Here is a 20368-nt window from a genome sequence, read left to right on the forward strand (position 1 = left end):
GACCAGGCACGATCGGATCACGACCGGAACAGCCCGGCCCTGACCTGACGGATACGACCGACGAGGAGCGCGGCACGGTGAGCGAGATCGGTGCGGGGGACGCGGTGACGACCGCTGCTACGGCGGTCGGCTGGCGCCGGGCGGGGATCGCCGGAGCCGCCATAGGCGTGATCGCGGCGGGCGCCGCCGCCGGTGTCGCGGTCGAGCGGCTCACCGTCGGCCGGGGCATGCGCAGAAGAGCCAGGCTGGCACTGGACGCCACCGGACCGTACGGCTCGCTGCGCGGCCTGCCCGGCCGGGCCGCGGCCGACGACGGCACCGAGCTGTACTACGAGGTCGACGAGGTCGAACCGGACGGCGCCGCGGGCACCGACGCGGGCACCGGGGGCGCCGCCGCCCCCGGCACCCGCCGCCGCAGGCTCTTCGGCCGCAAGGCCCCCGCCCCCGTCACCGTGGTCTTCAGCCACGGCTACTGCCTCAACCAGGACTCCTGGCACTTCCAGAGGGCGGCGCTGCGCGGCCTGGTCCGCACCGTCCACTGGGACCAGCGCAGCCACGGCCGCTCCGAGCGCGGCCGGGCCCATGCGCAGGGCGTGACGGTCGGCATCGACCAGCTCGGCCGCGACCTGAAGGCGGTGATCGACGCGGCGGCCCCCGAGGGCAGGCTGGTGCTGGTCGGGCACTCGATGGGCGGCATGACGATGATGGCCCTCGCCGACCAGTACCCCGCGCTGATCCGGGACCGGGTCGCCGCCGTCGCCCTCGTCGGCACATCGAGCGGGAAGCTGGGCGAGGTCGATTTCGGGCTGCCGGTCGCGGGCGTGAACGCGGTGCGCCGGGTGCTGCCCGGGGTGCTCAGGGCGCTCGGCTCCCAGGCCGAGCTGGTGGAACGGGGCCGCCGGGCGACCGCCGACCTCTTCGCCGGGCTGATCAAGCGGTATTCGTTCGGTTCGCGGGACGTCGATCCGGCGGTGGAGCGGTTCGCCGAGCGGCTCATCGAGTCCACCCCGATCGACGTGGTCGCCGAGTTCTACCCGGCCTTCACCGAACACGACAAGAGCGGCGCGCTGCCCGCCTTCCGCGAGGTCCCGGTGCTGATCCTGGCGGGCGACAAGGACCTGGTGACGCCCAGCTCGCACAGCGAGACCATCGCGGACCAGCTCCCGGACGCGGAGCTGGTCATCGTCCCGGACGCCGGCCATCTGGTGATGCTGGAGCACCCCGAGACGGTCACGGACCGGCTGGCGGACCTGCTGGTACGCGTCGGAGCCGTGCCGGCAACGGCTAACGTTGGCGGACATGGAAGCACCGCACAACAGCCCGGCGACTGAGCTCGTCGAGGACGCCGCGTCCGCAACCGTCACCCTGGGCCTGGCCGTCGAGTCCCCCGAACGGATGCAGGCACTCGGCCGCCGGATCGCCGGGATCCTGCGGCCGGGCGACCTCGTGATGCTCACCGGAGAACTCGGCGCAGGCAAGACGACGCTGACCAGGGGCCTGGGCGAGGGCCTCGGTGTGCGCGGCGCGGTCACCTCCCCCACCTTCGTGATCGCCCGCGTCCACCCGTCGCTGACCGGCGGCCCGGCACTGGTCCACGTCGACGCGTACCGCCTGGGCGGCGGGCTCGACGAGATGGAGGACCTGGACCTGGACGTGTCGCTGCCGGAGTCGGTGGTGGTCGTGGAGTGGGGCGACGGCAAGGTCGAGGAGCTGTCCGAGGACCGGCTCCAGGTGGTGATCCACCGCGCGGTCGGCGACACGGACGACGAACGGCGCGAGGTGACGCTGGTCGGGATCGGCGCGCGCTGGGCGGGACTGCGCGAGGCCATGGGCCACTGAACCGTCGGGGCGGGCGGGCCCGCAGGGGGACCGATGTGTGCGCTCAGTAGGGTGAACCCGTTCGGCACTGACCACGGGGGACACGCGCATGGAACACCTACGCCGGGACGACCCCGGCCGGATCGGACCGTACGTCCCCCTGGCCCGGCTGGACGAGAGCGACGGCGCCCGCCCGGTCCCCGATCGCCGCTACATCGCACGCAGCGCCGACGGCGAACGCACCGTTCTCGTCTGCGTCCCGCGTGCCACCGCCGACCCGTCGCGCTGGGCCGAGGAAGCGCGGCAGGCACGCCGGTCGTCCGTCCCGGGCTTCCTGCGGGTGTCGGACGCGGCGGACGGTACGGACCCGATTCCCTGGTACGCGACGGCGTACGCCCCCGCGCTTCCGCTGCCCGCCGCCCTCGCGGCGAACGGCGGGCCGCTCCCGGAACGGTTCGTACGGGCCCTGGGCGCAGCCCTGGCGCAATCGCTGGCGACCGCCCACGCGCAGGGCGTGGCGCACGCCGGAGTGACCCCGTCCGCGGTCCTGCTGATGGCCGACGGGCCCCGGCTCGCGGGTTTCGGAGCGGTACGGGCCGCAGGGCCGGACGGGTTGAGGCGCCCGGACCTCGCGGGCCTGGAGCCCGCCGCGCTCGCTCCGGAGCAGTTGTCCGGCGGCCTGCCGCGCCCCCTCGGTGACGTGTACGGCCTGGGGGCGGTGCTCTCGTACGCGAGCACCGGTCAGGTCGTTCCCGAGAACGGGGAACTGCCCGCCGCGCTGCGCCCCGTGATCACCGCCTGCCTGGCCCGCGACCCGGCCGCCCGGCCGGCCGCGGCCCGGGTGGCGGCGGAGCTTACGGGAGGTACGGGCTCGGTACCGGCGTCAGCGGCGCCGCAGGTGCCGCCCGGCTCGCAGAACTCACCCGCGTCGTGGGCGCCACCGGCCACCGTGCTCGACGGGACCTCGCCCGCCCCGCAGGCCACCGTGCTCGACGCGGCATTCCCCGTTCCGCTTCCGCCCCGGAGCCTCGCGGAGCTCGCTCGGCAGTCGGCTGCCGTTCTCGCCGCCGAGCTGCCCCGCCGGCTGATACCGGCCGGCCCGGCCGCTCACATCGGGCGGGGCTGACGGCCGGTGTTCACTCCTCTCGGCCACGACGATCCCCTGGACCTCGGCGGTTACCGCCCGGTCGCCCGGCTCGGCAGCGGCGGCATGGGCACCGTCTACCTGGCCCGTTCGGACGGCGGCCGTCTCGTCGCACTCAAGACGATGCACGCCCGCATCGCGTCCGACCCCGTCGCCCGCACCCGCTTCCGGCTCGAAGCCGAGGCCGCCCGGGTCATCGGCCCCGTCCACGGCGCCCGGGTCTTCGCCGCCGACCCCGCGGCCGCCACGCCCTGGCTGGCGACCGAGTACGTTCTCGGTCCGTCGCTCGACGAGGCGCTCGATCAGGCGGGCCCCCTCCCGGAGACTGCCGTACGGGCTCTGGGTGCCCTGCTGTGCCGGGCCCTGACCCAGCTGCACCTGTCGGGCGTCGTCCACCGGGACCTCAAGCCCTCCAACATCATGCTCACGGCGGATGGCCCCAAGGTCATCGACTTCGGCATTGCCCGTGCCATCGGGGACGAGCGGCTCACCCGTACCGGAGCCGCCGCCGGAACGCCCGCGTTCATGTCCCCCGAGCAGGCGACCGGCCAGGAGCACACAGCGGCCGGTGACGTCTTCGCGCTCGCCGGGGTGCTCACCCGGGCGGTGAGCGGGCACGGCCCCTTCGGCTCGGGACAGCCAGCGGACCTCCTCTACCGGGTCCGATACGGCGAACCGGACCTCACCGGCGTGCCGGAGGGTCTGCTTCCGGTCCTCGCCGGCTGCCTGCGCAAGGACCCCGCCGAACGTCCCACCACCACGGCACTCGAGGCCGCGCTCGCCCCGTCCCCGGGGACCTTCGCCGAGTACCTCCCCGAGCCGCTGCTCCTGGAGATCGCCCGTCGCGCGGCGGAGGTCTGGGCCGTCCCCCCGTACCGCCTCCCGCCCCCACCGGACCACGCACTTGCCGAGACCGTGTCCGACGGCGCCCGCCGCCGCAGGGGCCTGTCCCGCCGCGGGCTGCTGACCCTGGGTGGTGGCACCCTGCTCGGCGGGGCCGCGGTCGCGGCGGGACTCCGGTACCTGCCGGACCGGGACGACCCGGCTCCGGGCAGGAGTGCCCCGTCTGCCAAGAGCCGCGCGTGGGACATGCGCTGGCAGGTGAAGGCGGACTACGGGATCAGCCCCCTGGTTCCGCCCGTGCCGCTCCTGCTGGAGGAACTGGCCGTCGTGGCGGTCAGTGCCAGTCGGTTCCAGGCCCTGGAACCGGTGTCGGGCAAGGGCCGCTGGACGGACCCCGACGTGTGCCGCCCGCACCAGGCCGCCACGGACGGCAAGCAGATCTACGTCATCGACTACTCCGCCCAGGAAACCGACCCGCTCACCCTGTGCACCATGGGCCCGGGCGATGGGAAAGTCACCGAACCCTTCGCCCGGCTCCCGGATCTGCAGGGCAGGCATCTGGAGAATCAGGTGCTCGGCGTCTTCGACGGCACCGTGTACGTGGTGGGCGGCCGCGGGCGCTTTTCGGACCAGGGGTTCCGCAAGGACCAGACATGGTCCCTGCTGGCCGTCGACAGCCGTACGGGAGAGACCCGCTGGACCCGGCCGCTGCCCGCGCGGCCGGACGGGTCCGAGCGGCTGCACTTCCTGACCGCACAGGTCCGGGGCACGCATCTGGTCCTCGTCCAGCAGTCCGCGGCGGGCCGCCTGACGCTGGCCGTCCTCGACACCGGCACCGGACGGCGGCTGTGGGACACCCCGCTCGACGGGGAGCAGCACGCGTTCACCCGGGCCCGGCTCGCGGTGGACGACCGGCACGTGTACACCGCGTCCGGAGGCCTGCGCGCGCTCCGGCTGGCCGACGGCGGGCAGGCGTGGCGGTTCGCGCAGGGCCGCTCCGGGGCGGCCTTCAGCCCGCCGGTGGTGGACGGCGGGGTGGTCTACGCAGTGGAGGAGGGCCGGGGCGTCGTCGCGGTCGGCGCCCCGGACGGAAAGCTGCGCTGGGAGGAGAAGGACCGGGCCGATACCCGGACCGTCCTCGACGTGGCACCCGCCGTGGGCGTCGACTACGTCTACAGCGCCTCCACGTCCGGGCTCACCGCCACCCGGCTGCGCACCGGGGTCTCGTCCCGCCCCTTCAAGGCCGCGGTCGGGGGCTATCACCCCCACGAGGCATCCGGGGTGCTCATCGCGCTCGGTGACGCGTACGCCGCCGGATACCCCCTGCTGTGAACTCACGGAAAGCGCTGCGGAAATGAAGCCACTGGAATCCGGTGATCCGATCCGGCTCGGCCCGTACCACCTGCGCGGCGTCCTGGGCGAGGGCGGCATGGGCAAGGTGTACGTGGGACAGGACGCGCAGGGCCGTGCCGCCGCGGTGAAGGTCCTGCACTCCCATCTGGCGCACGACACCCACCTCGCGCAGCGGTTCGTCCGCGAGGCGCAGATGGCGCAGGCCGTCACCGGCGAGGGCGTGGCCCGGGTCCTGGACGCCCGTACTGACGGCGGACGGCCCTGGATCGCCACCGAGTTCCTCATTGGCCCGACTCTCGAAGAGACGGTCCGCTCCCACGGGCCGCTCGACGAGACCGCCGTCCGGGTCCTCGCGGTGGCGTTGGCCCGTGCGCTGAACGTCATCCATGCCTCGGCCCTTGTCCACCGAGACCTGAAACCGGCCAACATCGTGCTCACCTCGGCGGGTCCCCGGATCATCGATTTCGGCATCGCCCGGCCCGAGCACGGGTTCACCCTGACGGTGACCGGACAGGTCCCGGTGACGCCCGGCTACGGCGCCCCCGAGCAGGTGCTGGGCCTGCGTACCGGCCCGCCGGCCGACGTCTTCTCGCTCGGCGCGGTGCTCGTGTACGCGTCGAGCGGGCAGCGTGCCTACGAGGGTGAGCACGTCGCCGCCGTGCAGTACGAGGTCGTCCATGGCGAACCGCGGCTGGACCGGGTTCCGGCCGCGCTCCGGCCGCTCATCGCTCCCTGTCTGGCCAAGGAGCCCGCGCACCGGCCCGCGCCCGAGCAGATAGCCGCCGTCTTCGCCCCGCCCCGGGGCGCGGAGCGGGTCTGGCGGCAAGGGCCGCTCGCGCGGGACGTCATGGCGCGGGAGCGCAGCCTGCACCAGCTCACCACCCTGTCCGCCGCGGACCGCGGCAGCGGCGGTTCTGTCTCCCGCCGCCGTCTGCTGACCGCGCTCGTGGCCGGTGGAGTGGTGGCGGTTGGTGGCGGAGCGGTGTGGTGGAACGTGCGGGGGCGTGGCGACGGGCCGTTCGACATCCCGCCCGCGGCGAGGACGCCGACGGCCCGCGCCCTGTCCCCGGAGCGGGGCGACTACGCCCGCGGGCAGACGCCCGAACCGCTGTGGAGCGTGGCTTCGGCGCTCGCCGAGGCGACCCCGGCGCCGCTGCCGGTGCGCGATGTGATCGTCGCCGGGGGCGCGGCAGGAGGTCTCGTGGCGCGCAGCGTCGTGGACGGTTCGGTGGTGTGGAAGGCGCCCGAGGTGGTGGCGGGCCGCCGGTATGTGTCGCTCTCGGACCGGTTGGTGGCAGCGGTCGACAAGGACGGGGTGCTGCGTACCTTCGTGGCCTCCACAGGGGAGCCGAAGTGGACGGCGGACGCGGACGTTGCCGCCGTCCTCGCCGCGGACGACGAGGCGGTGTACGTGGTCACGGGGGATGGCCGGGTACGGAGCATCGGCCGGTCCGACGCCGAGGTGCGCTGGACCGTCGCGGCCGGAACCGGTCTCACCACGGAGTCCGGGGCGCGCGCAGTCACCGTGCACGGGCGGCTCGTGGTGGCCGGGAACCATGACGTCGTCGCATTCGCCACTGGTGACGGCCGCAGGGTATGGGGACGTGAAGGACGGTCCGTGGGGCGCCCCGGTCTCGCCGTCGCGGGGGACGCCGTCATCGTGAGCGGTTCCCGGCTGGCCGCGCTGGGCGCCGGTGACGGCAAGGAGCGCTGGGTCGCGGACAGCCCGAAGGAGGTGTCCGGGGTCCCGGTCTCGTGGGGCCCACCCACGGTCCACGGCCCCCATGTGTTCTCGGCGGTCCTCGGGTATCCCCGGCGTCTGGGCGTCGCTGACGGGAAACCGAGCGGCTGGGTGTACGAGGGCCTTTTCCAGTGCGACCCGCCGAGCCCGCTCGTCGTAGCGGGCGACGGTCTCTGGTCGGTGGCCGTCAACAAGTCGAGGGGCGGGGTGAACGTCCTCGACCTGGTCGGTGACCGGGAGGCGTGGGTCTTCCCGCTCATCAAGCACCCCGACCGCTACTGGCTCGCGGCGGACGGCGGGCGGGTCTTCCTGCTGGACGGTCCCTCGCTCACCGCACTGCCGGTCTTCTGAGCGCCGTCCGTGTGCGGATCCGGCCGTCCGGGTCCGGCCGTCCGGAATTCTTTCCGACAAGCCGTCGGTAAATTGTTGCGCGGAGAGCGGCGGTCGTGGTCACATGGACGGGAGACCTGGTTAGGTTCGCCTAACCACGACCTCCACCGGAGCTCCAGGAGGCATCCATGCCGACGCCCGAGCGTGACTCGCAGCCGCGGACGCAGCCGCCGTCCGCCCCGTCGATGAAGGATCTGCTGGCCTCGTGCGCCGCCGCCACGGCGGTGTCCACACCACCGGTCGAGCCGGCCGGGGAAGAGGCGGAGGAGCTGCCGTCCCGGCGCGACGCGGCATAGCGCATGCGCGGCGCCCCGCCACGGGACGGGGCGGGGCGGAACGGCGGCGGCGAACCGCTGCGGAACAGCGGCGGGGCCGGCCGCTACGGGACGACGACCACCTTCGTGCCGACCGTCGCGAAGTCCCACATGGCGTCCCCGTCGGGCCGGAACATCCGCACGCCACCCGTCTTCAGCGTCGGGTCCGGGCTCTCCATCGAGCCGTCCACCGCCGCGCTGAACCCGACGGCCGCGTCGTCCACCATCGCGAACCGCACCACGTGCTCGATCATCACGCCGTCCGAGCCCTTGGTGGCGGCGCCCTGGCGGGTGCCCACGCTGTAGGTCCCGGGCAGCGGGCTCAGCGCGCTCGGCATGACCTCGAAGGTCCGGGCCACCTTGCCGTCCGCGTCGACGAGCCACACACGACGGTCCTCCAGGGCGTACACGACCCGCTTCCCGGTACCGGAGCCCTTGGGGAGCGCGGCCGGGCGCGACTTCTCCTTCGGCTTCGCGTGCTCGGTGGCGGTGGCGGTGGCGGAAGGCTTCGGCCTGGGGGCCGCGAGGTTGTCGGGGACGTTCGCCGACGCCTGGAAGGCCAGGACGCCGACGGCGACCAGCGCCGCCGCAGTGAGCCCGGCCACGATTCCCGAGCTGCCCCTAGACACCGTGCGCGCCCCTTTCGCTTCCGTATGTCGTACAAGCGTTTAGCGTTTACGTCGTACCCGCGTGTGCACGGTGACGGTAGCAGCCGGGGCCGGGCGTGCCGGGACGCCGTACGGGGCGCCGTACCCCCGTCGGCGGAGCCGTAGGCTGTTTGCGTGCTCTTGCTCGCCGTGGATACCGCAACCCCCGCCGTCACCGTCGCCCTGCACGACGGGACCTCCGTCGTCGCCGAGTCCGGTCAGGTCGATGCCCGAAGGCACGGGGAGCTGCTGCTGCCCGCCGTCGACCGGGTCCTCGCCGAGGCCGGGGTGAAACTCGACGCCGTGACGGACGTGGTCGTCGGCGTCGGCCCCGGTCCGTACACCGGGCTCCGGGTCGGCCTGGTCACCGCCGCGACCTTCGGCTCCGCCCTCTCCGTGCCGGTGCACGGGCTGTGCACCCTGGACGGTCTCGCGTACGCCGCGGGGCTGGCCGGGCTGGAGGGGCCGTTCGTCGTCGCGACGGACGCCCGCCGCAAGGAGGTCTACTGGGCGAGATACGACGACGCGCGCACCCGGGTCACTGGGCCCGCCGTCGACCGGCCCGCCGACATCGCCGGACAGCTCGCCGGACTGCCCGTCGTCGGTGCGGGCGCGGTGCTCTACCCCGAGGCGTTCCCGGACGCCCGGGGACCCGAGCACGTCAGCGCCGGAGCGCTGGCCGCTCTGGCCGCCGAGCGGCTCGCCGCGGGCGCGGAACTGCTGCCGCCGCAGCCGCTCTACCTCCGCAGGCCCGACGCCCAGGTGCCGAAGAACTACAAGGTGGTCACTCCGAAGTGACGACCACGACTGCCGTTCTGCGCGAGATGCGCTGGTGGGACATCGATCCGGTGCTGGAGCTCGAACACGAGCTGTTCCCGGACGACGCCTGGTCGGCCGGCATGTTCTGGTCCGAGCTGGCGCACTCCCGGGGCCCCCGGGCCACCCGCCGCTACGTCGTCGCCGAGGACCCCGTCACCGGCCGGATCGTCGGCTACGCGGGCCTCGCCGCGGCCGGCGACCTCGCCGACGTGCAGACGATCGGCGTCACCCGCGGCCACTGGGGCGGCGGCCTCGGCTCGGTGCTCCTGACCGACCTGCTGAAGCACGCCACGGCCTTCGAGTGCGCCGAGGTGCTCCTCGAAGTCCGCGTCGACAACACCCGGGCCCAGAAGCTGTACGAACGCTTCGGCTTCGAACCGATCGGCTTCCGGCGCGGCTACTACCAGCCGGGCAACATCGACGCACTCGTCATGCGCCTCCACGTACAAGAACATGTGCAAGAGCACGCACAGGGAACAGAGACTGACTGATGGCTGACGAACCGCTCGTACTCGGCATCGAGACCTCCTGCGACGAGACCGGCGTCGGCATCGTCCGGGGCACCACCCTGCTCGCCGACGCCGTCGCGTCCAGCGTCGACACCCACGCCCGCTTCGGCGGCGTCGTCCCGGAGATCGCCTCCCGCGCCCACCTGGAGGCGATGGTCCCCACCATCGAGCGCGCCCTGAAGGACGCCGGGATCAGCGCCCGCGACCTCGACGGCATCGCCGTCACCGCGGGCCCCGGGCTCGCGGGCGCGCTGCTGGTCGGGGTGTCGGCGGCGAAGGCGTACGCGTACGCGCTGAACAAGCCGCTCTACGGGGTGAACCACCTCGCCTCGCACATCTGCGTGGACCAGCTGGAGCACGGCCCGCTGCCCGAGCCGACGATGGCGCTGCTGGTCAGCGGCGGCCACTCCTCGCTGCTGCTCGCGCCGGACATCACCAATGACGTACGGCCGCTCGGCGCGACCATCGACGACGCGGCGGGCGAGGCCTTCGACAAGATCGCCCGGGTGCTGAACCTGGGCTTCCCCGGCGGCCCGGTCATCGACCGGCTGGCGAAGGAGGGCGACCCGGCCGCGATCGCGTTCCCGCGCGGGCTCACCGGTTCGCGCGACCCCGCCTACGACTTCTCCTTCTCGGGCCTGAAGACCTCGGTGGCCCGGTGGATCGAGGCCAAGCGCGCGGCGGGCGAGGAGGTGCCGGTACGGGACGTGGCGGCGTCCTTCCAGGAGGCCGTGGTGGACGTGCTCACCCGCAAGGCCGTCCGGGCCTGCAAGGACGAGGGCGTCGACCACCTGATGATCGGCGGCGGGGTCGCGGCCAACTCGCGGCTGCGGGCGCTGGCCGAGGAGCGGTGCGAACGGGCCGGCATCCGGCTGCGGGTGCCGCGCCCCGGGCTGTGCACGGACAACGGCGCGATGGTCGCGGCGCTGGGCGCGGAGATGGTCGCCCGGAACCGGCCGGCCTCGGACCTGGAGCTGTCCGCGGACTCCTCGCTGCCGGTGACCGACACCCACGTACCGGGTGCCCACGCGCACACCCACGACCACGACCACGTCCACGAGATCAGCAAGGACAACCTCTACTCATGACCGTCGCACTCATGTGGGAGGCCCGCGCCACCGGCGGCCGGGGCGCCGAACTCCTGGAGTGGGCGCGGGCCCGTTCGGCGGAGCTGGCCCGCGAGCCGCTCCGCCGCGAGCTGTTGCGCGCCCCGCAGGACCGGGTCCTGGTCATCACCTGGTGGGAGGGCGCGTACGGCGACGAACTGCCCGAACTCCCGGAACCGGACGCCGAGCTGATCGCCCGTCCGGTGCACCGCTGGCGTTTCGAGTCGCTGGGGGACGCCGGGGCCGCCACCGGGTGACCTGCCCCCGGTTCCTCAGCCGGAAGCGGCGTCCCGGGGTATCAGCCCCCGGATGATCGCGGCGAGTTCGTCCGCCACGTCGTAGTCGGCGGCGTACGCGCGCCAGTCGTCCTTGATCGCGGCGAGCCGGGGCAGCGTCGCCGCGTCCTGTTCCGTGACCATCTCGGGGAAGTAGCGCCTGCTCGGCGGGGTCTGCGCGCGGCGTTCGGCGGCCCGGCGGAATATCAGGTCGCCGTAGACGTAGCTCCAGATCGTCCGGTACACGCGTACCGCCCGGGCGGGGGAGAGGCCGCAGGCGAGCGCCGAGTCGATGATCTCCTCGACCATCCACAGCGCGTTCCTGTCGGTCAGCTCGCCCAGCGCCAGGATGTCCAGCACCCACGGGATCCGCTCCAGGATGCCGTGCATGTGCACGGCCACGGCCAGCAGCCGCTCGCGCGGGTCCTCGGGCAGCTCGGGGCGGGGGAAGGCGGCCGCGGTGCCCGACAGGGTGAGCATCAGCAGCTCGTCCTTGTCCTGCACGTAGTGGTAGAGCGCCATCGGCGTGGAGCCGAGTTCCTTCGCCACCCGCCGCATGCTCAGGGCGTCCACGCCCTCTTCCTCGATGATGCGGCGCGCGGTGGCGACCATCGCGTCCGGGTCGAGCCTGCGCGGCCGCCCCACGGATCGTTTCGCAGGAGCCCGGTTCGCCGCCGGCGCCCGCTTCTTCTCTGTCCCTGACACCTCGGCATTGTCTCCCGTCCCACTGTCCCCGTGCCTTTCGGGTTCCCTGGCGATTAATTTCTATACGCGTATAGTAATGATCCGACCGGATGATCGCGAAGGAAGGGGCGGGTCGTGGACGAACAGTCACGGCACACGCGTTGGCTGCTGGTGGTGGCCCTCGTCGTGCAGTTCATGGTGGCGCTGGACATGTCGGTGGTGAACGTGGCGCTGCCGGACATGCGCGGCGACCTCGGCTTCACGCCCCAGGGGCTGCTCTGGGTGGTGAACGCCTACGCGCTGGCCTTCGGCGGGCTGCTGATGCTCGGCGGGCGGCTCGCCGATCTGCTCGGCAGCCGCCGGGTCCTGATGGCGGGCCTGGTGCTGTTCGGCGCGGCGAGCCTGGCCGGCGGGTTCGCCCGGTCGCCCGGCACGCTGATTGCCGCGCGGGCGGTGCAGGGCGTCGGCGCCGCGGCGCTCGCCCCGGTCGCCTTCGCGCTGATCGCCCTGGCCTTCCCGGCCGGGCCCGCCCGCTCCCGCGCCCTGGGGCTGTGGGGCATGGCGGGCGCGGCGGGCGGCGCGGTCGGCGTCCTCGCCGGCGGGGTGCTCACCGACGCCGCGGGCTGGCGCGCGGTGATGCTGGTGAACGTGCCGATCGTGGGCTTCGCGCTGGTGGGGGCCGTGCGCGCCGGGCTGCGGGGCGAACGGGCCCGGACCGGCGCCCGGCTCGACGTGCTGGGCGCGCTGCTGGCCACCACGGGTACGACGCTGCTCGTCCTCGGGCTGGTAAGCACCTCGACCGACTCCTGGGGGTCGCCCCGGACGCTGGGCACGCTCGGCGCCGCCGCGCTGCTGCTGACCGCCTTCGTCGCCGTCGAGCTGCGCACCCGCTCCCCGCTGCTCCGTCCCGGGCTGCTGGCACAGCGGCCGGTCCTGGGCGCGAACCTCATCTGCCTGTTGCTGAGCTCCGGGCAGTTCGCCGCGTTCTACTTCGTCTCGCTCTACATGCAGCAGGTGCTCGACTACGGGCCGACCGCCGCCGGTGTCGCCTTCCTGCCGTTCCCGGTGGGCGTCGTCGTCGGCTCCGTCGTCGCCACCCGTACGGTCGCGGCGCTCGGCACCGGACGGCTGCTGGCGCTCGGCGCCTTCCTGGCCGCGCTCGGCCTCGCCGGATACGCGGCGACCGCGCGGGCCGACGGCGGCTTCCTGCTCTCGATCCTGGGCCCGTCACTGGTCTGCAGCATCGGCGTCGGGATGTGCTTCGTACCGCTCGGCACGGCGGCCACGACCGATGTGGCGCCCGACGAGACGGGCATGGCCTCCGGGCTGCTGAACAGCGCCCGCCAGGTGGGCGGCTCGCTGGGCCTCGCGGTCCTGGTCACCGTCGCCGCCCGGGTCACCGGCGACGGGCACCGCCCGGCCGACCTGGCGGCCGGGTACTCGGCGGCGTTCTGGGTCTGCGCCGGGCTGCTCGTGGCCGCGGCGCTGGTGGCCCTGGTGCTGCTCCCGAAGGTGCCGGTGGCCGCCCCCGAGACCGCTCCGGTGGCCGGGCCGGAAGATTCTCAGAAGAATTCCCCGGGAGCTGTCGATCCGGCCGGGTCCCGTTCGACGCAAGGGTGAGAGGCGGGGAGAGCCCCCGCCCTCCCGACCTAGGAGTCACCATGCCGCGCTTCATGTCACTGATCCGCATCGACGAGCAGAACCTCCCCTTCGACGACCCGGACCCCGAGTTCGAGGCACGCATGGGTGCGCTGTTCGAGGAGATCACCAAGGCCGGCGTCATGCTGGAGACGGCCGGGCTCACGCCGACCTCCCAGGGGACCAGGGTCACCTGGTCCGGCGGGAAGCTCACCCACACCGACGGGCCCTTCACCGAGACCAAGGAGGTCGTCGGCGGCTACGCCATCCTCCAGACCAAGGACAAGGAGGAGGCCCTGGAGTGGACCCGGCGGTTCCTGCGGACCCACCCGGAGAACTGGACCGTGACCTCCGAGGTCCGCCAGATCGACGAGACCACCCCGGGCGCCTGAGACCTGTCCGACCGGCCTGCTTGCCCCGCCCCGGCACGGCTGCTGTGATGAGTGATCATGACGGCAGCAAGCCCGGAGCCGGCGGCCGAAGCGGTCGAGGCGGTCTTCAGGATCGAGTCGGCGCGGATCATCGCAGGTGTCACCCGCATCGTGCGGGACGTGGGCATCGCCGAGGAACTCGCGCAGGACGCCCTGGTGGCCGCACTGGAGCAGTGGCCCGAGTCAGGTGTCCCGGACCGGCCGGGCGCCTGGCTCATGGCCACCTCCAGACACCGCGCGATCGACCTCGTACGCCGCAAGGAGACCTACGCACGCAAGCTCGCCGAGGTGGGGCGGTCCCTGGAGGACGTGCCGCCGCCCGAGCCGCCGGAAGCCGACGACATCGACGACGATCTCCTCCGGCTGATCTTCACCGCCTGCCACCCGGTGCTCTCCACCGAGGCCCGGATCGCCCTCACCCTGCGGCTGCTGGGCGGACTCACCACCGAGGAGATCGCCCGCGCGTTCCTGGCCCCCGAACCGACCGTCGCCCAGCGCATCGTCCGGGCGAAACGGACCCTGGGCCGCGAGGGCATCCCCTTCGAGGTGCCGTACGGACCCGAGCGCGCCGCCCGCCTCGGCTCCGTGCTCGAAGTCATCTACCTGATCTTCAACGAGGGCTACGCGGCGACCGCGGGCGAGGACTGGCTGCGCCCGGCGCTCTGCGAGGACGCGCTGCGGCTGGCCCGGGTGCTCGCCGGCCTGATGGAGCGGGAGCCCGAGGTCCACGGACTGGCGGCGCTGCTGGAGCTCCAGGCCTCGCGCACCGCCGCCAGGACCGGTCCGGACGGTGCGCCGGTGCTGCTCGCCGACCAGAACCGGGCCCGCTGGGACCGCCTGCTGATCCGGCGCGGGATCGCGGCCCTGGAGCGGGCCGTGGCGGCGACCGGCCAGGGGGCCGGGCTCGGCCCGTACACCGTGCAGGCCGCGATCGCCGCCTGCCACGCGCGCGCCGTGACGTACCAGGACACCGACTGGACCACCATCGCCGCCCTCTACGACCGCCTCGCCGCGATCGCCCCGTCCCCGGTCGTCGAGCTGAACCGGGCCGTGGCCGTCTCGATGGCGCGGGGCCCGGCCGCCGGACTCGCCCTGGTCGACGCCCTGACCGACGACCCGGCGCTCCGGGACTACCACCTGCTGCCCAGCGTGCGCGGGGACCTGCTGGCCAGGACGGGGCGTACGGACGAGGCGCGGGCGGAGTTCGTACGGGCGGCCGGACTGGCCCGCAACGAACGGGAACGGACGATGCTCCTGGAGCGCGCGGAACATCCGGTCCGCGACGGCCGATGAGTTCCGGCCGTCGCAGGGATCTGCCTTCCACAGCCTCCCGTACCACCCGACAGGAGCAGACCATGCAGAAGATCACCACCTTCCTGTGGTTCGACACCCAGGCCGAGGAAGCCGCGAACTACTACGTGTCCGTCTTCGGCGGCGACTCCGAGGTGCTCAGGACGACGTACTACCCCGGGGCCGGGCCCGGGGAGACGGGATCGGTCATGACCGTCCGGTTCCGGCTGGCCGGCCAGGAGTACGTCGCGCTCAACGGCGGCCCGCAGTTCCCCTTCACCGAGGCGATCTCGCTCTCCGTGGACTGCGCCACGCAGGGAGAGGTGGACACCCTGTGGGCCGAGTTCACCGCGGACGGCGAGGAGGGGCAGTGCGGCTGGCTCAAGGACAGGTACGGCCTGTCCTGGCAGCTCGTGCCCCACGGGTTCGAAGAGGCGCTGTCCGACCCGGACCCCGACAAGGCAGCGCGGGCCATGAAGGCGATGACGGGCATGCGGAAGCTGGACATCGAGGCGTTGCGCAACGCGTGAGCAACGCCTGAACCGGCCTGCGGGCACGGTCGGTAGGGTCATGCCCATGTCTCGTCGCGCACAGCTGCCGCCTCCGCCGCCGCCCGTGGAAATACGCTCCTGGCCCGACCGGGAGGCGCTGCTCGCCGACCGGGCCGCGGTGCTCGGGGCGCTGGTGAGGGCCCATGTCTCGCCGGGGCGGCTGGCGATGCTGTGGCTGTGGGGTGCGATCTGCGCGCTCGGCTGGCTCCTGGTGGGCACGGCGCTCGTCACCTTCGAGGAGTCGTACGACGTCATCAGCGCCGGGATCGGTGTGATCATCGCCGCCATGGGCGTCTGCTGCATGGTGCCCGCGGTCGTCCTCGTCGTCATCGGCCTGCGCCGGGACCGCAGGATCCGCCGACTGCTCGACGTCTGGGGCGGGTTGGACCGCGATCCGGCAGGTGACGCGGCGCTGCGGATGCCGGGCGCAGGCACCGCCTGGATGCTGATGTCCTCCGTGCTGTGCGGGGTCGGGGCGGTCACGTGCTTCGTGGTCCCGGCGACCGCCACCCCGGGCAGGTCCACCTACAGCATGGTCGCCCTGGTCATGGGGCTCGGGCTGATCAGCTGGCTCGTCGGACTCATCGGCCTCGTCAAGGCGTTCGCCCACCGGCGCTGGGTGCGGCGGGTACTGGCCGGGGCGCCCGCCCCGCAGCCGCTGATCTCCGTCGGGGGCGGCGCCCACCGCTGACCGCGGACTGAGACCGACCGGCAATCGGGGGCGGTCTCTATCCTGACGGGACACATGGGTCACGCCGGGGGAGGGCGACATGGAGTGGTACTGGTGGGTGCTCATCATCTTCTGGACGGGCGGCTTCGGGTGGGCCGTCGACAACGTCCGTACGGCGCTGCGCAACCGGCACGACCGCAAGCTGGAACTGCTCGACGCGGCCAAGCAGGAGCGGCTGGCGCTCGAAGCGGCGAACAGGCCGCCGGAGCCGGTCTGCGGCTGCACGCACCATCTCGCCAAGCACGACAAGCAGGGCAAGTGCCATGAGCGGGTCGAGGTGCCGACGGCCTGGGACGAGGCCAGGAAGCCGGTCCGTTTCGAGTCCGGACAGTGCAACTGCCAGCAGTACGTGGGCCCTCAGCCGCTCTCGCAGGTGTACGCCGAGGACCTGACCGACCTCGCCTGACGGCCGCCCGTCCGCCCGTCCGGTCAGGCCGGGCGGGCCAGCGGGTGGCCGATCAGCATCGTCGGCGCTCCGGCCATCCGGGTCAGGAAGACCGTCGCGGACTCGGGCCCCTGGAGCTTCATCCTGCGGCGCAGTTCCTCCGGTTCGACCGCCGAGCCGCGCTTCTTGACGGTCAGTACGCCCACCTTCCGCTCCCGCAGCAGCGCCTTCAGCTTCTTCATGTTGAAGGGGAGCTGGTCGGTGATCTCGTACCCGGAGGTGTACGGGGACTCGTACGGCTCGTCGCTGGTGATGTACGCGATCGTCTCGTCGAGCAGCCGGCCCTCGCACTGCTCGACGAGGTCGGCGACCAGATGGGCGCGGATGACGGCGCCGTCCGGCTCGTACAGATAGCGGCCCACCGGGCCGACCGGCGGGGCGGGCGGCGGGGCCGCGGACCACAGGGTGGCCCCGGCCGGGAGCACGGTGGCGCGGTACGAACCGGCCGCGAAGCCCTCGCCGAACCAGAGCACCGCCTCCTTCACGTCGCCGCCGTCCGAGATCCACTCGGCCTCCGCCTGCGCCGGGATCGCCTCGTGCGGGATGCCGGGGGCGATCTTCAGGGCGGCCCGGGGCGCCGCGAGCGCGGCACCGGTCGCCCAGGAGAGCGGCGGCGAGTACGCCTCGGGGTCGAAGATCCGGCCCCGGCCGCCGCGCCGGGCCGGGTCGACGAAGACCGCGTCGTACGACGAGGTGTCGACGCCCGAGACATCGGCGCACCGCACCTCGATCAGACCGTCCAGGCCCAGCGCGGCGGCGTTGGCACGGGCCACCTCCGCGGTCAGCGGGTCGCGGTCGACGGCGAGCACGCGGATGCCCGCCCGCGCGAGCGCGATCGCGTCGCCGCCGATTCCGCAGCAGAGATCGGCGACGCTGCGCACCCCGCCCGCGGCGAACCGCCGCGCGCGATGGGTGGCCACCGACGTACGGGTCGCCTGCTCGACGCCGTTGGGCGTGAAGAACATCCGGTACGCGTCCTCGGCGCCGAACTTCGCCACCGCCCGCTGCCGCAGCCGCGCCTGGCCCAGCGCAGCCGAGACCAGGGCGGCCGGGTGGGAGCGGCGCAGCCGGGTGGCGGTGGCGAGTTCCTGGGAGGGGTCGTACGACCGCAGCCCGTCCAGGAGCGCGGTGCCCTCGGGGGTGCGCAGGGCCTGGAAGGCGGCGATGGGGTCGCTGGCGTCGGACGGGTCGTTCGGGGCGAGAGCGTTCACCCGCCCCATTGTGAGCCAGCCGGGTAGAGCGGCGGGCCCGGGCGGCGGTGTCGGACCGGGAGGCCAGTCCCGTGCTGGCAGTATGCGACGCCATGCAGCTTGTACGACAAAACGAAAAAAACACTACAAAACTGAGCGAGCCGGGCATGCCCCGGTCCGGGCGCGACCGGGGCTCGGGTGCGTACCGGCCCGCCTGCGCCGTCCTGGCCGCACTCCTGATCGCCGCGGTCGGCTCCGGCTGCGCCTCCGGGGCCGGCGAACAGGCGGGCGACACCGAACACCGGGACCGGCCCCTGGCCGGGAACCCGGGGGCGAACCCGGAGCCGAACCCCGGTTCGAACCCCGCCGCCGGGCACCCGGGCGGCCCCGGACAGCGGCCCGGCCAGGGCCGCGCACCCGACGGGTCCCATGAGAACGCGCAGTTCGCTCCGGCCGTGCGGGCGGCGCTCGCCAAGAAGTGGGGGCTGGAGAAGACGCCGCTGATCGCACCGCCGCCACCCGCCGTGAAGCCGCGCATCACCACCCGCGAGGGGTTCGAGGTGGAGGGCGGCGACGACTCGCTGCCGCCGGTCTTCACCACCGTCCCGACCAAGGACCGGATCGTCTTCCTGACGATGGACGACGGCTCCGAGAAGGACCCCGAGCTGCTGCAGATGATGGACGAGCTGGACATCCCGTACAGCGCCTTCCTCAGCGACTACGAGGTGAGCGACAACTACGGGTACTTCGGCGAGGCCCAGCGGCTGGGCGTCTCCATCAACAACCACACGCTCAACCACCCCTATCTGCCCGGACTCCCGTACGACGAGCAGAAACGCGAGATCTGCCACCAGCAGGAGATCATCGAGAAGCAGTTCGGCAAACGGCCCGTCCTCTTCCGCCCGCCGTACGGCAACTACAACGGCGACACCCTCCGCATCGCGCAGTCCTGCGGGATCAAGGCCGTGCCCCTCTGGAACGCCGAGGCGTTCCCGGACCACATGGAGTGGCGCGAGGACGACCAGGACCTGCACCCGGGCGACATCATCCTCACCCACTTCCGGGGGCGCGGTGAATGGGGCGGCAGCATGGCCGACCTGGTCCGGGCGGTCATGAAGACCGTCACGGACCGGGGATACGCCGTGGCCCGGCTGGAGGACTACGTATGAGAAGGGCGCACCGGCTGCTGGCCGGACTGCTGGCGGCCGGTGCGCTCCTGGCCGCCACCGGCTGCGCCCAGTCGGTGGACCCGATCGAACGGCTGGGCCGCAAGGCCGCCCAGAAGGTGCATCACCCGCAGCGGGCGCCCGAGGCGGGCCCGCCCGCGCACGGCGATCACGGTGAGTCGGGGCCGATGGTCGTGATCTCCTGCGGTCAGCTGCCGGAGTCCCGGCACTCGCGGCTGTCGCCGCCGCTGAGGCACTGGTGGCCGGTCCGGCCGGGATCGTACGAGGGAGCGGGCGCGGGCGCCGGGTGCGAGCGGCGGTAGTCCTCGTGGCCGACCTGCACGGTGACGACGCACAGCGCCAGCGCCGCCAGCACCTGGAGCGCGCCCGCCCAGGGCCAGTTGCTGCGGATCAGCACGACGGCGATCAGGCAGATCACCGCGGCGATCGAGCCGAGGACGAGGACGGGTGTCCAGTCCATCGGCGGCGGGCCCGAGGCCTCCGAGCCGTCCAGGTCCGTTCGCGAGAAGGCCGGCTGGATGGTGGCGACCGCGCAGATCAGCACCTCCAGGAGGATCAGCAGCAGACCGAGCACCACATCCAGGCAGCCGTTCACGGTGCGCGATCGGTACGGGCGCCGCCCGGACGCGGGGTCCGGCTGCCGGTACGGAGAAGGGCGGGCCATCTCCCCACCGTCGTACGGAACGGTCCGGTCCGTCCGTACGTTGCCTCCATGTTGTCCGGACTGTTGTCCGGCCCGGTGTCCGGAAGTGCCGCGCCACGATCGTCTGAATTGGCACTCCGCTTGACCGAGTGCTAATCCCGGTCATAGTCTCGGTGCTGGCACTCACCACTGGAGAGTGCCAGCAGTACTGCGCGACTGGCAGGTCCGGCACCCGCGACGACGGATCGACCTGGTCGCCACCCAAAGACTGTTACCCCGTGAGATCTCCGAAGGGGGAGACCGGATCGTGTCGACCGCCAGCACCAAGGTTGCGATCAAGCCGCTCGAGGACCGCATTGTGGTCCAGCCGCTCGACGCCGAGCAGACCACGGCCTCCGGCCTGGTCATTCCGGACACCGCCAAGGAGAAGCCCCAGGAGGGCGTCGTCCTGGCCGTGGGCCCGGGCCGCTTCGAGAACGGCGAGCGCCTTCCGCTCGACGTCAAGACCGGCGACGTCGTGCTGTACAGCAAGTACGGCGGCACCGAGGTGAAGTACAACGGCGAGGAGTACCTCGTCCTCTCGGCTCGCGACGTGCTCGCGATCGTCGAGAAGTAATTCA

22 protein-coding genes are annotated in these 20368 nt (G+C 73.1%); 18 read left to right on the plus strand and 4 right to left on the minus strand.

Going from position 1 to position 20368, the window contains the following annotated elements; genetic code table 11:
• Positions 1-77 precede the first annotated feature (77 nt).
• The 6 genes from ACFYY7_RS31690 (at position 78) to ACFYY7_RS31715 (ending at position 7585) form a co-directional block, all read left to right on the plus strand.
• The gene (locus tag ACFYY7_RS31690; RefSeq protein WP_388667234.1) at positions 78-1331 is read left to right on the plus strand and encodes an alpha/beta fold hydrolase; all 1254 of its coding nucleotides are present in this window, start codon (positions 78-80) and stop codon (positions 1329-1331) included.
• Positions 1300-1839 (plus strand): tRNA (adenosine(37)-N6)-threonylcarbamoyltransferase complex ATPase subunit type 1 TsaE, encoded by a 540-nt coding sequence (gene tsaE, locus ACFYY7_RS31695; RefSeq protein ID WP_388667237.1) that lies wholly within the window; start codon positions 1300-1302, stop codon positions 1837-1839. The genes ACFYY7_RS31690 and tsaE overlap by 32 nt, the downstream gene beginning before the upstream one ends.
• Before the next feature lie 88 nt (positions 1840-1927).
• Positions 1928-2944: a serine/threonine protein kinase gene (locus ACFYY7_RS31700; RefSeq protein WP_388667240.1), complete on the plus strand. Its 1017-nt coding sequence runs from the start codon at positions 1928-1930 to the stop codon at positions 2942-2944.
• A 6-nt stretch (positions 2945-2950) separates the two neighbouring features.
• The gene (locus ACFYY7_RS31705) at positions 2951-5137 is read left to right on the plus strand and encodes a serine/threonine-protein kinase (RefSeq protein WP_388667242.1); all 2187 of its coding nucleotides are present in this window, start codon (positions 2951-2953) and stop codon (positions 5135-5137) included.
• Positions 5138-5159: 22 nt separating this feature from the next.
• The gene (locus ACFYY7_RS31710) at positions 5160-7250 is read left to right on the plus strand and encodes a protein kinase (protein WP_388667245.1); all 2091 of its coding nucleotides are present in this window, start codon (positions 5160-5162) and stop codon (positions 7248-7250) included.
• A gap of 167 nt (positions 7251-7417) precedes the next feature.
• Complete coding sequence (locus ACFYY7_RS31715) at positions 7418-7585, plus strand: hypothetical protein (protein ID WP_266730342.1); 168 nt, start codon at positions 7418-7420, stop codon at positions 7583-7585.
• A gap of 83 nt (positions 7586-7668) precedes the next feature.
• On the opposite strand, the gene ACFYY7_RS31720 is transcribed toward ACFYY7_RS31715, so the two are convergent.
• Positions 7669-8232: a L,D-transpeptidase gene (locus tag ACFYY7_RS31720; protein ID WP_388667248.1), complete on the minus strand. Its 564-nt coding sequence runs from the start codon at positions 8230-8232 to the stop codon at positions 7669-7671.
• Between the two features lie 153 nt (positions 8233-8385).
• Between ACFYY7_RS31720 and tsaB the strand changes: the two genes are divergently transcribed.
• The 4 genes from tsaB to ACFYY7_RS31740 are packed head-to-tail and all read left to right on the plus strand — an operon-like array spanning position 8386 to position 10941.
• On the plus strand, positions 8386-9048 hold the full coding sequence (tsaB, locus tag ACFYY7_RS31725; RefSeq protein ID WP_388667251.1) for a tRNA (adenosine(37)-N6)-threonylcarbamoyltransferase complex dimerization subunit type 1 TsaB: 663 nt from the start codon (positions 8386-8388) through the stop codon (positions 9046-9048).
• On the plus strand, positions 9045-9560 hold the full coding sequence (gene rimI, locus ACFYY7_RS31730) for a ribosomal protein S18-alanine N-acetyltransferase (RefSeq protein WP_388667254.1): 516 nt from the start codon (positions 9045-9047) through the stop codon (positions 9558-9560). The genes tsaB and rimI overlap by 4 nt, the downstream gene beginning before the upstream one ends.
• Positions 9560-10666, plus strand: coding sequence for a tRNA (adenosine(37)-N6)-threonylcarbamoyltransferase complex transferase subunit TsaD (tsaD, locus tag ACFYY7_RS31735; RefSeq protein WP_259932525.1), 1107 nt, complete (start codon positions 9560-9562; stop codon positions 10664-10666). Before rimI ends, tsaD begins: the two co-directional genes overlap by 1 nt.
• Positions 10663-10941 carry a hypothetical protein gene (locus ACFYY7_RS31740; RefSeq protein WP_388667257.1) on the plus strand — a complete coding sequence of 93 codons (279 nt, stop codon included), beginning with the start codon at positions 10663-10665 and terminating at the stop codon, positions 10939-10941. Before tsaD ends, ACFYY7_RS31740 begins: the two co-directional genes overlap by 4 nt.
• A gap of 15 nt (positions 10942-10956) precedes the next feature.
• On the opposite strand, the gene ACFYY7_RS31745 is transcribed toward ACFYY7_RS31740, so the two are convergent.
• Positions 10957-11664 (minus strand): TetR/AcrR family transcriptional regulator, encoded by a 708-nt coding sequence (locus ACFYY7_RS31745; protein ID WP_388667260.1) that lies wholly within the window; start codon positions 11662-11664, stop codon positions 10957-10959.
• Between the two features lie 174 nt (positions 11665-11838).
• Here ACFYY7_RS31745 and ACFYY7_RS31750 point away from each other — a divergent pair, with 174 nt between their 5' ends.
• The 6 genes from ACFYY7_RS31750 to ACFYY7_RS31775 all read left to right on the plus strand — a co-directional run bounded on the left by ACFYY7_RS31750 (position 11839) and on the right by ACFYY7_RS31775 (position 16689).
• Positions 11839-13263, plus strand: a complete 1425-nt coding sequence (locus ACFYY7_RS31750; protein ID WP_388667463.1) for an MFS transporter — start codon at positions 11839-11841, stop codon at positions 13261-13263.
• A 41-nt stretch (positions 13264-13304) separates the two neighbouring features.
• On the plus strand, positions 13305-13673 hold the full coding sequence (locus tag ACFYY7_RS31755) for a YciI family protein (protein WP_388667263.1): 369 nt from the start codon (positions 13305-13307) through the stop codon (positions 13671-13673).
• Between the two features lie 57 nt (positions 13674-13730).
• Positions 13731-15005 (plus strand): RNA polymerase sigma factor, encoded by a 1275-nt coding sequence (locus tag ACFYY7_RS31760; protein WP_388667266.1) that lies wholly within the window; start codon positions 13731-13733, stop codon positions 15003-15005.
• A 62-nt stretch (positions 15006-15067) separates the two neighbouring features.
• Positions 15068-15532: a VOC family protein gene (locus tag ACFYY7_RS31765; RefSeq protein ID WP_388667269.1), complete on the plus strand. Its 465-nt coding sequence runs from the start codon at positions 15068-15070 to the stop codon at positions 15530-15532.
• Between the two features lie 46 nt (positions 15533-15578).
• Entirely contained in the window at positions 15579-16244 is a 666-nt protein-coding gene (locus ACFYY7_RS31770) for a hypothetical protein (RefSeq protein WP_388667272.1), read from the plus strand.
• Positions 16245-16323: 79 nt separating this feature from the next.
• Entirely contained in the window at positions 16324-16689 is a 366-nt protein-coding gene (locus ACFYY7_RS31775; protein ID WP_388667275.1) for a hypothetical protein, read from the plus strand.
• Positions 16690-16712: 23 nt separating this feature from the next.
• Here ACFYY7_RS31775 and ACFYY7_RS31780 read toward each other — a convergent pair whose 3' ends face one another.
• Entirely contained in the window at positions 16713-17948 is a 1236-nt protein-coding gene (locus ACFYY7_RS31780; protein WP_388667278.1) for a methyltransferase domain-containing protein, read from the minus strand.
• 137 nt (positions 17949-18085) lie between these two features.
• Here ACFYY7_RS31780 and ACFYY7_RS31785 point away from each other — a divergent pair, with 137 nt between their 5' ends.
• Complete coding sequence (locus tag ACFYY7_RS31785; protein WP_388667282.1) at positions 18086-19087, plus strand: polysaccharide deacetylase family protein; 1002 nt, start codon at positions 18086-18088, stop codon at positions 19085-19087.
• A gap of 205 nt (positions 19088-19292) precedes the next feature.
• Here the strand turns inward: ACFYY7_RS31785 and ACFYY7_RS31790 are convergent, their stop codons facing one another.
• A complete protein-coding gene (locus tag ACFYY7_RS31790) occupies positions 19293-19769 on the minus strand; it encodes a DUF6234 family protein (protein WP_388667285.1) in 477 nt (158 codons plus the stop codon).
• A gap of 286 nt (positions 19770-20055) precedes the next feature.
• On the opposite strand from ACFYY7_RS31790, the gene groES reads away from it, so the two are divergent.
• Positions 20056-20364 (plus strand): co-chaperone GroES, encoded by a 309-nt coding sequence (gene groES / locus ACFYY7_RS31795; RefSeq protein WP_124716902.1) that lies wholly within the window; start codon positions 20056-20058, stop codon positions 20362-20364.
• Positions 20365-20368 lie beyond the last annotated feature (4 nt).

The sequence above is a fragment of the Streptomyces sp. NPDC001933 genome (assembly GCF_042890955.1).
GTDB lineage: Bacteria > Actinomycetota > Actinomycetes > Streptomycetales > Streptomycetaceae > Streptomyces.

Bases quoted from the DNA above. Each gene is read 5' to 3' on its own strand.
- tsaE (WP_388667237.1), top strand. From the start codon at position 1,300: ATGGAAGCACCGCACAACAGCCCGGCGACTGAGCTCGTCGAGGACGCC.
- ACFYY7_RS31700 (WP_388667240.1), top strand. From the start codon at position 1,928: ATGGAACACCTACGCCGGGACGACCCCGGCCGGATCGGACCGTACGTC.
- ACFYY7_RS31710 (WP_388667245.1), top strand. From the start codon at position 5,160: ATGAAGCCACTGGAATCCGGTGATCCGATCCGGCTCGGCCCGTACCAC.
- ACFYY7_RS31715 (WP_266730342.1), top strand. From the start codon at position 7,418: ATGCCGACGCCCGAGCGTGACTCGCAGCCGCGGACGCAGCCGCCGTCC.
- tsaD (WP_259932525.1), top strand. From the start codon at position 9,560: ATGGCTGACGAACCGCTCGTACTCGGCATCGAGACCTCCTGCGACGAG.
- ACFYY7_RS31740 (WP_388667257.1), top strand. From the start codon at position 10,663: ATGACCGTCGCACTCATGTGGGAGGCCCGCGCCACCGGCGGCCGGGGC.
- ACFYY7_RS31750 (WP_388667463.1), top strand. From the start codon at position 11,839: ATGGTGGCGCTGGACATGTCGGTGGTGAACGTGGCGCTGCCGGACATG.
- ACFYY7_RS31755 (WP_388667263.1), top strand. From the start codon at position 13,305: ATGCCGCGCTTCATGTCACTGATCCGCATCGACGAGCAGAACCTCCCC.
- ACFYY7_RS31760 (WP_388667266.1), top strand. From the start codon at position 13,731: ATGACGGCAGCAAGCCCGGAGCCGGCGGCCGAAGCGGTCGAGGCGGTC.
- ACFYY7_RS31765 (WP_388667269.1), top strand. From the start codon at position 15,068: ATGCAGAAGATCACCACCTTCCTGTGGTTCGACACCCAGGCCGAGGAA.
- ACFYY7_RS31770 (WP_388667272.1), top strand. From the start codon at position 15,579: ATGTCTCGTCGCGCACAGCTGCCGCCTCCGCCGCCGCCCGTGGAAATA.
- ACFYY7_RS31775 (WP_388667275.1), top strand. From the start codon at position 16,324: ATGGAGTGGTACTGGTGGGTGCTCATCATCTTCTGGACGGGCGGCTTC.
- ACFYY7_RS31780 (WP_388667278.1), bottom strand. From the start codon at position 17,948: ATGGGGCGGGTGAACGCTCTCGCCCCGAACGACCCGTCCGACGCCAGC.
- ACFYY7_RS31785 (WP_388667282.1), top strand. From the start codon at position 18,086: ATGCCCCGGTCCGGGCGCGACCGGGGCTCGGGTGCGTACCGGCCCGCC.
- ACFYY7_RS31790 (WP_388667285.1), bottom strand. From the start codon at position 19,769: ATGGCCCGCCCTTCTCCGTACCGGCAGCCGGACCCCGCGTCCGGGCGG.